The sequence below is a fragment of the Acinetobacter sp. YH1901141 genome (genome assembly GCF_013416935.1).
Lineage (GTDB): Bacteria > Pseudomonadota > Gammaproteobacteria > Pseudomonadales > Moraxellaceae > Acinetobacter > Acinetobacter towneri.
The window spans coordinates 123,029-136,707 of the sequence record NZ_VPEY01000003.1; the positions used below are offsets into that span (position 1 = coordinate 123,029).

Sequence of the window (13,679 nt, forward strand, 5' to 3'; positions counted from 1 at the left end):
ACCCTTACTTGTTAATTACAATTCCGTCCAGTCTCACAGCCTGACCATCAATCAGATATTTACCGGTGATGCTCAAAGTGATTGACCCAACCACCGCGCTGGTAATATCTACTTGCTGCAGTTGAATCCGAGGTTCCCAAAGATCCAGCGCTTCAGCAACAGCGGCATAATAGTCCACCAGTGTTTCCCGGTTGACTGGCGCGTCGATCAGCTCAAACAGCCGTGAACCATAATCACGGCGCATCACGCGGCTGCCAATCGGTGTGGTCAGTATGTCAATAATGGACTGTTTCAGATGCTCCAGTCCTTCTACAGTTTTTCCCGTGTCACGACTCATCATTTACAGCACCCCGCCGGTATTGCCACCGCCTGTCTGCACGCCAGTATGCTGATGTGTAGCACCAATGTTTTTGCCGTTATGGGTTAATGTTCCGCCACTAATGGCCACATTGCCGGTAATGGTTGCGGTACCGCCACCATCACCCATGGTGAGTGATTTGGCCACCGATAAATTACCAGTGCATGTGGTATTCGGTGCGTCAATCGTGACGTTTGAAACCGCTTCAATCGTGGCCGCATTGCATTTAATTAAAACTGTGCCTGATGCTGCACTGGTATCAATGCTGAGGGTGTGGCTGGTTTTGTTGTACTCAATGACCGTGCCATCAGCATAGATGGTTCGTGGATTGGCATCGCTGCCTGCATCCGGAAAAAGATCCTGAGAAATCGAACCAACAATCACACCTTGCGATAATTCTCCACTGGGAGACAAGACTACCACTTGCTCCCCGACACTGGGCGCATGGTATTCCCGATCATCGCCGGCACGCTGTTTGGTCCATGTCAGACCTGAAACGACTTCACCATCAAAATCTACCGTAGCCACACCGCCAGAAACGGATTGCACCCGGCCATAGCGGATTAAATTTGCCAGTAAGCGGTCTGTTTGCGATGCTTCATAACTCATAGCATCACCTGCTGATAATCATCCGCATTGACAGTACCGGTATCAGGCGCATAACTAAAAACGGGATTATTCGGTATCACTTCACCAGTTTCATCCCAGATATTTGCACCGACCCCCAACTGCATGGAGAAATCCACCCGCCAGACTTCAAAACGGTCCAGTTCAGGAAAGAAATCATCTTCTACAATGGCATCCACCGTGGCATGACCTACCGCCGAATTATTCAAGGCGTGAAAGCGTTTGTTTTTAAAAATGTAATAGGCCAATTGAACGGCCAGTTTTTTAATATTGAGTTTGGCGTTTGGCTGGTTAAAGGTATCAATCACCCGTGCTTCAAAACGTGCCACCAGTGGCAACTGTTCCGTGCACATATCGCCTTCAGGATCCAGCTCCAGTTCCGGCAGGTCCAGAATTAACGCAGGCAAATTCTGCTGGCTTGGCGCACGGCGTTCTTCTTCCTCACGGTAGAACTCGACAATTTTAAACTGCGGAAATTGAGCTTTTAATTTTTCAACAATGGTGCTGTGCAAAAGCTCCAGATCAGCACCGGCTAACGCATTTGCCATTTCAATTCATGCTCCAATGTCTTAAAAAACTGCGCGTGAAAATCCACTGAATTAAATTCATCACCTTCCAGATAACTGTCTGCTTTGGCCTTGATGGTTTCGGCTTGTTTTTCGATCGGTAGGCGTGCCTTTCCGACACGTTTAAAGACTTGATGTTTGGTTTTACTGATAAACGCACCGTCTATACGGCGCTTGCCAGCAGATACACCGCGTTTGGTCTGTCTGGCACCCAGATGGATCAGCGCCACATCATTCAAACCATAGAACAGACGGATGGAGAATCCGGCACTGGTTTTCACAATCGAGCTTTTTTTGAGGCGGCGGCGGATAATCCTTTGCGGCATTTCCAGCTCTTTACTCAAACCACGTGCAGTACGGGTTTGCAACCATTTCGCCATGCGGCTCAGGGTTCGTTTTAAAGCAGCTTGCGCCTGTTTTTCGGTCGGTTCCAGTTCATTAACAATGGCCTGAATCCCTTCGGCACGAATATCAAGTTGAATCATCCAGCACCTCAAGTTTCAGCATCGCCATGCCGGTGCCATCTGGCTGAGGATAAGACATGATAAAAAACCGGCGACCGTCACCCAGTATCAACGTATCCTGGCGTTTGATCCCAACGGCATCCACTTCTTTACAAGTGAAACGAGGCTGAGCATCGTCAACCTCATATTCTCCAAGCTGGGCATTCAGATACGGTTCATCAAAAATACCGGTCATGGTCCGGCTTGCTGATCCATTCGCAAATTCAACTGTAGCGGAAATTGCAAAACCGCCAGCAGCGTCTGTCTGCAGAAAAACATCCAGATTTTCCCAACTTGGTGCAGGCATTATTCAGCCTCGTGTGCAGCAGCAGAAATCTTTTCAATCAGCTGTTCTTTGGTAAAAGAGGCCGGATTCTCGATCTGGTATTCAGTCGCCAAGGCCACCAGTTCATCCTTTTTCATTTTGGATAAATCAATGGTTTCTTCATGCTCGTCATCCTGAACCGCATCCGCCTGGACCAATGTGCCACGGCCACGGTGCAGCAACTCACGGGCGAATTCCTGACTGACTTCCACTTCTTCACCCGCTTTACGGATTACACCGCTGATCACAATCGCTGAAGTCAGTGCAATAACTACTTTTGACATATTCATCACCAAAATTATCAGTTAAAACAAGCCACGTGATGTGGCTTGCCCTTTAGCTATTAGATGGCAGGTTTCACACCGTAGCAGATGGATTCGTTGTTACGCAGCACAAAATCCACATCCTGGAATGCCACAATACGCAGGCCGCCTGAAGTGCTCAGTGCATACGGGTCAACGGTAATGTCCAGACCACCCCACAAACCGATGATCAGGTCAGCGAAGTTACCAAAGAACACATCACCCGCCGCGATCTGGTTGGTGACTTCAGTACGGTAACCATTGACCGTGTTGCCCTGTTCCCAAATCGTCGCTTCTGTGCCTGAACCGAATTTTGGCGTAGTTTTTAACGTACCTCGGGTGGTGGCATTAATCACATAGGCCATGCGATCCACTTCAGCATTGTCAGCCGCAACGGCGGTTTCCATACTGACCAGTTCCGCAAATGTCGGATTGGTTGCAGCAAAGTTCACTGCATTAATGCCGGAAATGTTTTTCAAACCTGTTGGCTGATTGTTCAGGCCTGTACCGTAATAACCGGCACGGTCAATTTCCAAAGCAATCGCTTTGTTCAAGTCATTCCATACCAGATTTTCAGCATCTGGCGTACCTTGTTGCAGCAATTTACGGGTGATGTCGGTGTAAGCAGCAACCGTATGCGGTGTCAATTTGCGCTGACCCACAGATGGTTGTGAACCGGTTGCAGCTCCGCCTTCACCGACCCAGTAAGCAGTTGCACCACCGGTTTGTTTCGGAATATCCACATCACCCACAAGGCCATTCATCATGTAGCCAAGCTGAAGTAATGTTGTACGCTTGCGCAACAGGTCAATGAACATATCGGCACGATGATCTGTACCCACCAAAGTTGCACCCGATGTATTGCCACCGATTTCAAAGGCACGGCTCAATACATCTGCAGGCACCATGATGCCTTGTGCACTGCGGCCATAGGCTTTTGCTGCTGCTTCAGAACATTCACGTTCAAACGATGCTGCTTCAATATCCGCCTGAGTTGCACCCGGCAACATGGCACGAACGGCACGCATCAAGGAGAAACGACGAACTTCATCACCGGTCATGCCGATATTGGCGTTTTGCGCTTTTGGTTTTTCAGTGACCGGTTTACCCTGGTTGCTGTGCTGACGCTCTAAAATGGCCGTCTGCAACTCAGCCGGGGTTTTATTTTCATCAATGTACTGACGTACCAGATCAGACGCACCGAAACGCTCGCCCAGTTGCATCAATTCAGCAACACGTTTACGCTCATTTTCGGCACCACGTTGTGCTGTGTCATCCGCTGCGCGTACGATTTCGATCTGGCCGAAACGCTCACCATTTTCGTTGACTTGCTGGCGGCAGTAGTTGCCATTCGCATCGGTAAAATATTCAAACTTCATATTGAGTGCTCTTTGCTGTTTCGCTGGAGTAGCTGCTTTGGGTTCATTTTCAGCATTGACTGGCGGTTTTTCATTATTCAGTTTTTCACCGGAACGCCCCACACCCACGGTGATGTCAGCCGGAACGGATACCAGTGAAATCTCGTAAGGTTCCCAGTCGGTGATCAGATACACATCGTCATCTTCGCGGGTTTCTTTCAGTTTTGCCCCAAGTACGCGGTAACCTACCGATACCTGTTTGCGAATACCGTCCTTCACATCCTGGAAGATTTCCTCCGCACGGGATGAACGGCCAAAACGCACTACGGCACGGCCTTTCTTGTCGGCATCCACCCGCACCGATTCCACCACCCCGACCTGATCATCCCAGTCATGGTTAATCAGCAAGGAACCGCCAATGATGCGATCCATACGCATGGCACCAGCGGAATGGTCTAAAACCTCATAACCAAACCAGCGTTCCACTTCCACTTCACTGGAGAATGACAGCTCGACCGTGCGTTTCTCTTCATCCACCGAGGCACGCTCAAAAATGAATGAGCGGGTTAAGGCTTCTTTGTTAAATTCTGGCAGCTGTGCCTGAGAGGCATCACGGGTAAAGCTCATGCCCACCAATGCCATTGCAAAATTCACTCGATTTGTACGCATTACATACCCTCTTTAGGACGACCTACAGCGCCTGTTTGTTTGCGGCCCATGCTGGCCAGTACCATTTCTTCTGCAACTTCCTGTGAAATTCCCTGAGCCACTAGTTCATCAATCATGGCGCGGGTATCGCGGGCAATCTCTGCCCAGACCGTTTGTGGATCTTTACCCTGTTCACGGATGATGGCCCCGGGTGAAGTCAGCATGTTGTTCTTAGATTTTTCAGCAGCGGCCACATCACTGGATGGATCAATCCATTGCCAGCGGCGCGGCTGCCATGACACTGCTCTGTAACGATCAATATCAACCGCTTTTAACGGCATATTGCCTTTTGAAATCTGGCCACGTAGTAACGAATACTCCAGCCAGGCATTAAATACTGGCTCAACCAGCGACTCGATCAGCCATTGCTGTAACTCTTTCCAGTGTTCACGCTCATCCAATGTACCTTGACGGATCGAACTGAAGTTCACACCCTCCAAATCAGAGGCCAAATTGTTATAAAGCACGCCCATGCCTGCTGCCATAGATCTGAGCATTGCTTTGTGAAATGGTAGAAATTCACCTGTTGGATAATTCGGTGACCATTCTTTCAGCTCAGCACCTTGCGGCAGTACAGGAAATTCACCAGCCTGTGATTCAATCAGGATTTCATCTTCCTCTGAATCAAATTCAGGTCCATGACCATCTTTCCACTGGATAAAGCCCATCTTGTTTGCTGATGTACGCGCGTTGACAAGTGCTGAATCTTCAAACTCGGACAGCTGGCGCATACGGAACAGGCTGGTCGCTGTCCAGGGCAAACCACGTTTCTGGCCGATAATTTCTTCCAGATAACCATGAATGATCTGATCCGCCGGAACTTCGATATAATTACCGCTGCCGTGTCGGTATTGGGTTTCTTCTTCGCTATCTGCATCAAAGAAATAGGACACTGGACGGCCATATTTGTTGAACTTGATGCCCTGACGGATGAAATAGCCATCTCGTAGCTTTGCGCTATAACTCACAGGGCAACGTTGGGCATCAATCAACTGAATAGCAAAGCCCAACGGACCTGCATCATCACCCCGAATAATTCGTGCAAAAAATTCACCATCCTTGGCTGCTGAAATCACACATGAACGTTGAATAGAGCGCCATGACTTCTTGCCTTGAATATCACAGTTCTGTTTTTTGCTCCATTGCTCCCAAGCTATTTCAATAGCATCACAGGCTTTATTGTCCAATTTACCAGCTGCTGTTCTGATCTGCGCCTGAAGTGTTACACCTTGCGGACCAACAATATTCTGATGGGTTAAGCGCAGGTATTGCTTGCCATAATCATTGTTTGTGCATTGTTCACGGCTACGAGCAACAAGCGTACGCTGATAACGCTCAATGATCAGATCGGCTGTTATCGGTGTAGATGGCCAGTTGTTGGTTAAGCGGTTGCTAACCCCAGCCTTAAACATGCGCACTGCGTTACGGTATAAACGGCGTCCCTTGCTAACCGCTTCAAATTCGGTATTTTCAAGCTGGGCCACGTGCGGAACATCGGGAACCTGTCTTTTAAAACTAAACATGCGTAATTACTCCAATGTCACACGGACAACTTGACCAAACAGGCTTTTGCCTTTGGCCTTGGCTTGTTCACGTGCAACTTCGGCACGGTATAAAGAGCGCAATTTCAGTAAAGTTTCTAAAGGCGTCCGGTAAAGTTCGCGGTTATTAATGCGGTAACGTTCCTGATCCAGTGACGCACGCCCCTCGATCACCGCTTCCAGTGCCGCCAGTGTTTTCTGTGCATGGCTGCGCAGGTCTGTACTGGTGTTAATCGCAGATAAATCGGCAATAATTTCCAGCACACCACTGTCCAGTTCTTCAACTTCACCGGAAATATTGACGGCACGTAATGAATAGCCGTAATGCCCGGCCTGGTAGGTTTTTGTGGTTTCAGCGGAAATATTGAAGAGATGCTGGTTGCCATCGGCAGTGGATTGCATGTTTATGCTCGTGGCACCACGCAGATAAACCAGCAGTGACCAGCCACCCGATGCAGGATATGCGGTTAAGTTAAATCTCTGCTTAAACGTCACACCTGCCGTAATTTTTGTGGGGAATCGTACATAACTCATGAAGAATGATTACCGAAAATGCGCTTTTTCTAGCGTCAATCTTCGATAATCAGTGGTTTTTTTTCATTATTCAGTTTTTCTTGTCTACTTCTTGTTCCCGAACACCTTACGTTTTTTAATGATCGTCGTCGGCTGCACAGCATCCACATTGGTTTCAGTCACTTTTGCTTTCTTGCGAATGATGGTAGATGATGATTTCACGGGTTCATCAGATTGAACAGTACGGATACTGTCACCACCCATCGCCACACGTTCCGCAATGCGTTTTAAATTTGGCTGCATGATTTTCAAAGCAGCCAATGCATAGACACGGCAGTCCAAGCCCTCGTTACGTGCCCGGTCTGGCTTGTGCCATTCGCGGATCGGCTGGCCTTTAATATATCGGGTCACCAATTTTTCAGCCGTTAATTGCCGATACCATTCTGTTTCCCGTTCAATCGGGAAATGACAATAACCCGGTCCTTGTTTGTCCAGATCCAAACGACGCATCACTACCAGTTTGGCTTCATCCGTGCCGACAATGAAAAGGTCAATTTTACGTTTGTCTTTACCCGACTGTTTACGTTGTGGACTTTGCACAATCGGCATGCCCCAACCACCACGTCCTTTGATGGCAAACAGTTTACGGTTGCGGCGGCTTTTCACGTATTCATAGGCCCGTTGTGTATAGCCAGCTGTACCACCGGTATCCAGACACGATGCTGAAATCGAAAGTTGAGCGCCAGATTCATGCAGATAGGTACTTTCCAGAATATCGTCTAAATCTTCCCAGACTTCTTCACCCAGTGGATCACCCCACAATACCCGGTAATCAATGGACCAGCTTTCCTCACCTGCTCCCCAAGCGACGATTTCCAGTTCTAAACGGTCCATCTGCATATCAATACCGCACGTAAGATACACACCACCATTGGGCACCGTGGATTTGTACTCTTCAGCCCGGTTTTGCAAGGTTTCCGGATCGGCTTTATCACCTTTTTCCTCGTAGGTTTCACCCAGTGATACGTTGACGAATACCTGCAAATCATCCAGTGCCAGCTTATCCAGATAAGACTGCACGATGTCCCGCATTTTACGGAATGTAGACAGCATTTCAGGAGCATGAAAACTGATATGGCCACGGAACGGTTTTTCCGCTTTCCAGCCATGTCCGAGTTTTTCAGCATTACGAATGGCTGCAATCCGTTCGCCATCCGTCCAGACCTGACCGCAACACTCACAGCGATAACCGGCGGTTTCCGGATGATGTTCCTGGTCTAAATCTTCACGCGCATCCTGAATATTGCTGGATTTACGCCCCTCCCAGGTGACATTTTCCCATTTTAAAAACTGGGCTTCACTACAATGTGGACATGGCACGTAATAACGGCGGCGGTCACCTTCATTAAAGGCATTTTCGATACGACTGGCACCAGCGACCGTTGGTGTGCTGGACTCGGTTCTTAGTGCCTGGTCTCCAAACGTAGCAGCACGCTGAGACAATAACTCCACCGGATCGCCTTCTGCTGTAGCCTCCATTCCGTCCACTTCGTCCGCGTGCGTCACCGGTGCTGAACGGCCGCGCAAGGTCTTTGGTGAGCCCGCCCAACTAAATAACAACCACCCACCAATATAAGAAATCATGCGACTGTTGTTCACACCATCCCTGCTACGTGGCTTTGCCATCTTTCTCGCTATTTCTGGGTTTGATTCCAGCATTGGGCGAAGTTTGGTTTCCAAAAATGTCTGAACATCGCCTTGGGTCGGCTGGACAAATATTTGAGACCTTGGTTCATGCGCAATGAAATAACTGGTTGCACATTGTTGAACCGTCGTTTTCCCCAGCTGTGCGCCGGTCATATAGGAAATACGTCTTACCCCACGCTCTTTAATGGCATCGATCATGCCGCGCTGGTAAGGTGCATTATCAAAATTGATTGGACCTGGAATAGCATTCCCCACTGGAATTTTAATATTTTTCTCAGCCCAGTCGCTTGGCTTTAGATCCGGTGGGGGTAGTAAATTCTGCATTGATCGTTGCATAGCAGAATAAACAGCGTTCATATTGCTAAACATCATCATGCTGCATAAATCCATTCAAATGGATGAATAAACTTTAATTTGTTTTTCTTTGAATTGTTTAAATATGCAGGTATGACCTGAAAATTATTCCAAACATGCAAACCACATACGTTCTTTGCTTGTACTGGAATCATGTGGTCAATCTGCCATTCAATACTCGTTATTTGCTGTCTTAATTCTGCGAGGGCATAAGATTCAGATAAAACAAACTGATCCAACTCACCAAACCAGCTTGGTGTTGCCTGAATTATCTTTTTCTTTCTGTTGGCATGACTAACTTTACGGCGTAATTTATTTTTCTTGGACCACTCTCGACTATAAGCACGATTTTCCTCTGCTTTCTCATAATATCTTTTTTTTCGTGCAGCAGTTTGCTTCTCCAGATTATCTAAATAATAGGCTTTCATCTTACTACGTTCACTTTCTTTATTGTTTTTGTAGTAATCCATGCGACGATTAATCCATTTATCTGGATTTTCCTCATAATCTTTTTTAGCTTTCTCTTTTTGACATTCAATGCATGTAAAATTAGAAACCGTACGTTCGGCAATGTGATTATTCTTGCAAGCGACTCCAGTAAAATAACGTTTTAAACCTTGCGCCAAAGCCTCATTTCTACTGATTACAATCACAGTTCTTCTTCCTCGAAAAATTCCTCTGATTCAACAGTCTGTTCCAGTGCTAATACAATTTCAGCTCTGAGCTTTTCTTTAAACACCAATTCATCAGTTTCACCAAGCAACTGTAAAACTGCACGTTGCGGAACACCCATGATATTTTGTCTAAGTTGCCCCATAGACATTGCCCAGACTTTTTCATATTCAGAAACCAATGCCACTTCACCTTTTTTTGTGGCCAGTTCCAGCTCTGCCAATTCAGTTTCTGCTTTCTGCTTACGGATCCGTAGCATCTCAATGTCATCTGGAATGCCGCCAGTAGCTTCTTCCACATCTCGATCACGCAACCACTTTGAAACATGAGCTGTATTGAACTGCCATTCCTGCCCTTTTCCCCCACCCTTTTGAACAACTGGACAACCTTGGCGAACCCAAGAATCGATCGTATTGAGCGCGACTCCAAAAACCTCTGAAAGCCCCGTCCTGTTTACGATTCGACCCTTTTGTGTAACTGACATAAAAGCACAAGTTCCAGCTCAAATATGGTTGAGATATAGATGTTTAAACCGGTTTGAAAATTGACACAGATATGGAACGGCGCGAGGACTTTGCCCCCGCTTGGGGTGCCCCCTGGGAAGTACCTTGAGAAACTATTATTTGTAAACAACGAGTTACATCACGTCTGACCATTGCACACCTCCCGATCTTGCTCTAGGAGTTGCTGCGCAGCTGCTAGTTGCTCTGCGACTTGGTCTGCCCTTGCGGCTTGACGAATAAGAAATTCGACATCTGTGTCGAGAAGTCCGCCTGTTGTTTCTGCATGATTGCCGCTGGTGCTGCTGGCAACTGAGGACACATCGGGACATTGTTTGGCTTTGAGTGACTCGCGCAACCTAACATTGTTAGTGCGATACTCATCAATAGTGCTATTCGCATTGTGCTCGATTTCCTTCTGTTTGGCAAGGTAGTTGGATTCAATTTGCTCTTGTTTAGCATAAGCAATATGCTCACGTTGGAGCGCCTTGCCTACATCAGCCTTCAGTTGCTGAATCATGTTCTCATAACTATCGATTTGTTCTGTTCGCGCTTTCTTATAGCCATAGTCATAACTGCACCAGGACACAAAGCAAATAAATGCGATCCACAACAATCCGATAATTAATCTGATATTCATTAGAATCCTGCCTTAATGACCCATTTGCCTGTGCGCATCTGTTCTGCATGGCGTTGGGCTCGTGACGGCGTTTGCTTGGCCCATTTGGAATTCATCATGCCGGTGGCGGCTTCAGCATATTTACCAGCCTGGATCAAACGCAATGTGTTCTTAAATCCCAGTAGACCCTCTACACCCATCTGGAATGCCATCGATAGCAATACGCCACGGCGGGCATCGTCCAGTGTTTTAATCCAAGGTAATTTGGCTTCTAATGCGGTAATACGTTTTTGGATGTCGTTCTTCAATAAGAAAGCAGATTCTTCCGCCGTGATTCCACCGCCTTTGCGCTTATCGATCAGACGACCGACACCAATCGTGGTATAACCCAAATGGTCATCATAAGCATGTAAAACTTCGCCTTCTTCGGCACGTAACAAGCGGGTAATTTTCTGTTCAAAGTCTGACATTACTTTTTCCCCTTGCTTAACCATTCACGGATGATTTCAGCGAAATAAGAAAAGAAATTCTGTTCTTTATATGCACCTGTTTTAATCCATGAAATAAACTCCTGAATAAACATACCGCCGAAAGCACCAAGTAGAAAACCAATGCCACCAGTATGTTCAGGTTTAAAATCTATGCCGAACTGATTCAGTAAGTAGATTACCAACTGGGTGAGATAATGCGCCGTGATGGCACCAGAGAGAATAAACACAATATGATCCATCCGAGTTTGAAGTCGTTCTGCGTGATATCTTGTCACTACCGATGCTCCTAATAAGCCGGCAATGAAATACTGAAAATCCCCGAAAATCTTCATTGCTGCTGCATATAATTCATGCAAGTTCATTGTTTCGCCAATCTCATGGACTAATTTTTAACAATTTGAAGTTATTTACTGTTTTTCTTCATTATGTAGTTTTTCACTAGGCGATAAAAAAGCACCCTAAGGTGCTTTGTAAGATAAATGTCGTTTTATGGATTAAAACAGAATTTACCCGACCATTTCACATTGTCCTCATCATCGCACCACTGGTTAAATGATTCACGCCCAACTTTCTGATAAACATGAAATTTGGAAAATCTTAAAAACTCCTGATATAAGCCAGGTTGAGCATTAAGTTTTAAAACTTCTGGATAGTCATATTCGATATAAAAAACACGCTCATCGGATTTATTATTGTACTGGTCTAGCAACTCAGCATTTGCATGCAACATGACTTTTTTAAAGTTCTTCAAACCTTGTTTTTTCATGTTGGTTAAAATGGTTTCAGCAGTCTTGGCCGTATGGGTTAAAATCCATTTTTCACTAAATGCATCTTTAGATTTTAAATAAACGTGCAAACTGTTATTCCCTTCAATTTCCACCTTGGAAATTCGATCTTTTTCAGGCTCCACTGCCACAATTACATTTCGTATAATGTCATCATTCACATTATTTGCTGTTAAGTTTACCGACTTTTTAAGTTCTTCAAGTTCTATTTTGGCTTTTTCAGAATCCCGCTTTTCCTGTTCAGCCACTGCAACGGCTTGCTGCGCTTTCTGTTCGGCTTTTTGCTCATCAGATAGGGTAGAAGAAAACACCAATAACGATACAATCACACCAATCATGGAATAAAGAGCAACTTGTTGACGATTCAGCGGCTGGCCTTTTATTTTGAATACACTTGGTTTGACCAAACCAATCAGAAACGCAATTAAACACCCTAAAAATACGAATGCAAATAACCCATTAATAAATGCCATGTTTATCTCTTTTCTTTGGTTTTAAAGTTTTACTTGTCGGTCAATATAACACTTGATTATTAATTTATACTAGACGCAACCATACAAACTGCACGCGGCGTTAAATCAAAGAACTCTGCAATCTGCTCTTTTTTAAACCCCTGCTGCAGCATGGCCTTAATGCCTAGATTGCGATTTTTCAGGATAATCTGTTTGCACTGGGAAAGTGTTAATAGCTCACCGCCAAAATGCTGACTGAGTTTATATGCATCTTCATAACCAATCATCTGTACCAGATTATGCTTGAGATCAAAGTTTTTCAGCTTTGGCACATACAATAATAACTGGCCCGCACCCTGCCGTTTTTCCACTTTATAACGCGGACACTTACTCACCAGATACAACGCTTTCTGTCTGCCCAATACTTCAGCAATTGCGTGTAAATCACCTTTCAAATCTGAAATATCGTCCTGCATGCTTCCCTCTAAAATAATTCTGACTTTTCAATGGATGGTTTATAGAAACGGCGGAATACCAGCATGGCTGCATCGCGTGCATGCTCATTGGTTCGGCCTGTCCAACCGGTAATTTTCTTGAATGTGTCCGCTTTATATTTGGTGCTGTTGTTTTTTGGGTGAATCATCTTGAAGTTGATCTGGTTTTCATTGCACCAGTCTTCCCATATCTGTGCATCACGTTTGACCGATCCAACGCCCTGCGCCTTTTCTCTGCCGCCGGTGAACCATGTCCGTTGCCGGGCATCTTCAATGATTAACTGCAAGGAACCTTTACCATGCTGAATAATCAACTCATTCACCTGGTGCATCGCCTGGGTAATGGTTAAACACGTGACCTGCTCAAGCTCCCCGCCGTTGCCATGATCTATAGCAACGGCGAAGCCTGTATGAACACCAGTATCGATACCGATGAGGATTTTCAAATCACAAACTCCTTGTCACCCTTGCACCAGCACACATACCCGACCTGAACAGTTAAATTGCGGTACCCAATTCCCTGATCAAAATCAAATAACCGGTCGCCGTGGATATATTTCAACTGCAGATAAAACGGTTGCTTCATGAAGAAAGCTTCGTACTCTTTGCGCTTGTCCTGTTGCTCAATAACAATTGCATCCGATAAATCACACATGAACGGCGTGCCGTCGTCTAATCGACCAAATACACGCCCATCTTCAATACGATCAATTACACCATCACCAGTGAAGTGATTATTTGAAAACTTGGTTGCTGATTCAGAAATAAAATCAACATGTACGCGATTGCCTACCTTAATCATGC

19 protein-coding genes are annotated in these 13,679 nt (G+C 46.0%); all 19 read right to left on the minus strand.

Annotation, left to right across the window (positions count from 1 at the left end):
- Nucleotides 1–4: 4 nt before the first annotated feature.
- The 19 genes from FTV52_RS03045 to FTV52_RS03135 all read right to left on the minus strand — a co-directional run bounded on the left by FTV52_RS03045 (nt 5) and on the right by FTV52_RS03135 (nt 13,677).
- Nucleotides 5–340 (minus strand): GPW/gp25 family protein, encoded by a 336-nt coding sequence (locus tag FTV52_RS03045; RefSeq protein WP_200224408.1) that lies wholly within the window; start codon nt 338–340, stop codon nt 5–7.
- Nucleotides 341–967, minus strand: a complete 627-nt coding sequence (locus FTV52_RS03050) for a phage baseplate assembly protein V (RefSeq protein ID WP_257221647.1) — start codon at nt 965–967, stop codon at nt 341–343.
- The gene (locus FTV52_RS03055; RefSeq protein ID WP_179989800.1) at nt 964–1,533 is read right to left on the minus strand and encodes a hypothetical protein; all 570 of its coding nucleotides are present in this window, start codon (nt 1,531–1,533) and stop codon (nt 964–966) included. The genes FTV52_RS03050 and FTV52_RS03055 overlap by 4 nt, the downstream gene beginning before the upstream one ends.
- Entirely contained in the window at nt 1,518–2,048 is a 531-nt protein-coding gene (locus tag FTV52_RS03060; RefSeq protein WP_179989802.1) for a phage tail protein, read from the minus strand. Before FTV52_RS03060 ends, FTV52_RS03055 begins: the two co-directional genes overlap by 16 nt.
- Nucleotides 2,023–2,361 carry a hypothetical protein gene (locus FTV52_RS03065; RefSeq protein ID WP_179989804.1) on the minus strand — a complete coding sequence of 113 codons (339 nt, stop codon included), beginning with the start codon at nt 2,359–2,361 and terminating at the stop codon, nt 2,023–2,025. Before FTV52_RS03065 ends, FTV52_RS03060 begins: the two co-directional genes overlap by 26 nt.
- Nucleotides 2,361–2,663: a Rho termination factor N-terminal domain-containing protein gene (locus FTV52_RS03070; protein WP_179989806.1), complete on the minus strand. Its 303-nt coding sequence runs from the start codon at nt 2,661–2,663 to the stop codon at nt 2,361–2,363. Before FTV52_RS03070 ends, FTV52_RS03065 begins: the two co-directional genes overlap by 1 nt.
- A 59-nt stretch (nt 2,664–2,722) precedes the next feature.
- Nucleotides 2,723–4,708 carry a phage major capsid protein gene (locus tag FTV52_RS03075; RefSeq protein ID WP_179989808.1) on the minus strand — a complete coding sequence of 662 codons (1,986 nt, stop codon included), beginning with the start codon at nt 4,706–4,708 and terminating at the stop codon, nt 2,723–2,725.
- Entirely contained in the window at nt 4,708–6,231 is a 1,524-nt protein-coding gene (locus FTV52_RS03080; protein WP_179989810.1) for a phage portal protein, read from the minus strand. The genes FTV52_RS03075 and FTV52_RS03080 overlap by 1 nt, the downstream gene beginning before the upstream one ends.
- 45 nt (nt 6,232–6,276) lie before the next feature.
- Complete coding sequence (locus FTV52_RS03085; protein WP_179989813.1) at nt 6,277–6,822, minus strand: hypothetical protein; 546 nt, start codon at nt 6,820–6,822, stop codon at nt 6,277–6,279.
- Nucleotides 6,823–6,906: 84 nt separating this feature from the next.
- Nucleotides 6,907–8,883: a phage terminase large subunit family protein gene (locus FTV52_RS03090; RefSeq protein ID WP_218950435.1), complete on the minus strand. Its 1,977-nt coding sequence runs from the start codon at nt 8,881–8,883 to the stop codon at nt 6,907–6,909.
- Complete coding sequence (locus FTV52_RS03095; RefSeq protein WP_179989817.1) at nt 8,880–9,515, minus strand: hypothetical protein; 636 nt, start codon at nt 9,513–9,515, stop codon at nt 8,880–8,882. The genes FTV52_RS03090 and FTV52_RS03095 overlap by 4 nt, the downstream gene beginning before the upstream one ends.
- A complete protein-coding gene (locus FTV52_RS03100) occupies nt 9,512–10,018 on the minus strand; it encodes a terminase small subunit (protein ID WP_179989819.1) in 507 nt (168 codons plus the stop codon). Before FTV52_RS03100 ends, FTV52_RS03095 begins: the two co-directional genes overlap by 4 nt.
- Before the next feature lie 158 nt (nt 10,019–10,176).
- Nucleotides 10,177–10,674 (minus strand): hypothetical protein, encoded by a 498-nt coding sequence (locus FTV52_RS03105; RefSeq protein ID WP_179989821.1) that lies wholly within the window; start codon nt 10,672–10,674, stop codon nt 10,177–10,179.
- On the minus strand, nt 10,674–11,147 hold the full coding sequence (locus tag FTV52_RS03110; RefSeq protein ID WP_218950436.1) for a glycoside hydrolase family protein: 474 nt from the start codon (nt 11,145–11,147) through the stop codon (nt 10,674–10,676). Before FTV52_RS03110 ends, FTV52_RS03105 begins: the two co-directional genes overlap by 1 nt.
- A complete protein-coding gene (locus FTV52_RS03115) occupies nt 11,123–11,506 on the minus strand; it encodes a hypothetical protein (protein ID WP_179989823.1) in 384 nt (127 codons plus the stop codon). Before FTV52_RS03115 ends, FTV52_RS03110 begins: the two co-directional genes overlap by 25 nt.
- A gap of 125 nt (nt 11,507–11,631) precedes the next feature.
- Complete coding sequence (locus FTV52_RS03120) at nt 11,632–12,402, minus strand: hypothetical protein (protein ID WP_179989825.1); 771 nt, start codon at nt 12,400–12,402, stop codon at nt 11,632–11,634.
- 59 nt (nt 12,403–12,461) lie between these two features.
- Nucleotides 12,462–12,857 (minus strand): hypothetical protein, encoded by a 396-nt coding sequence (locus FTV52_RS03125; protein WP_179989827.1) that lies wholly within the window; start codon nt 12,855–12,857, stop codon nt 12,462–12,464.
- Between the two features lie 8 nt (nt 12,858–12,865).
- Nucleotides 12,866–13,321 carry a hypothetical protein gene (locus FTV52_RS03130; protein ID WP_179989829.1) on the minus strand — a complete coding sequence of 152 codons (456 nt, stop codon included), beginning with the start codon at nt 13,319–13,321 and terminating at the stop codon, nt 12,866–12,868.
- Nucleotides 13,318–13,677: a hypothetical protein gene (locus FTV52_RS03135; protein ID WP_218950437.1), complete on the minus strand. Its 360-nt coding sequence runs from the start codon at nt 13,675–13,677 to the stop codon at nt 13,318–13,320. The genes FTV52_RS03130 and FTV52_RS03135 overlap by 4 nt, the downstream gene beginning before the upstream one ends.
- Nucleotides 13,678–13,679 lie beyond the last annotated feature (2 nt).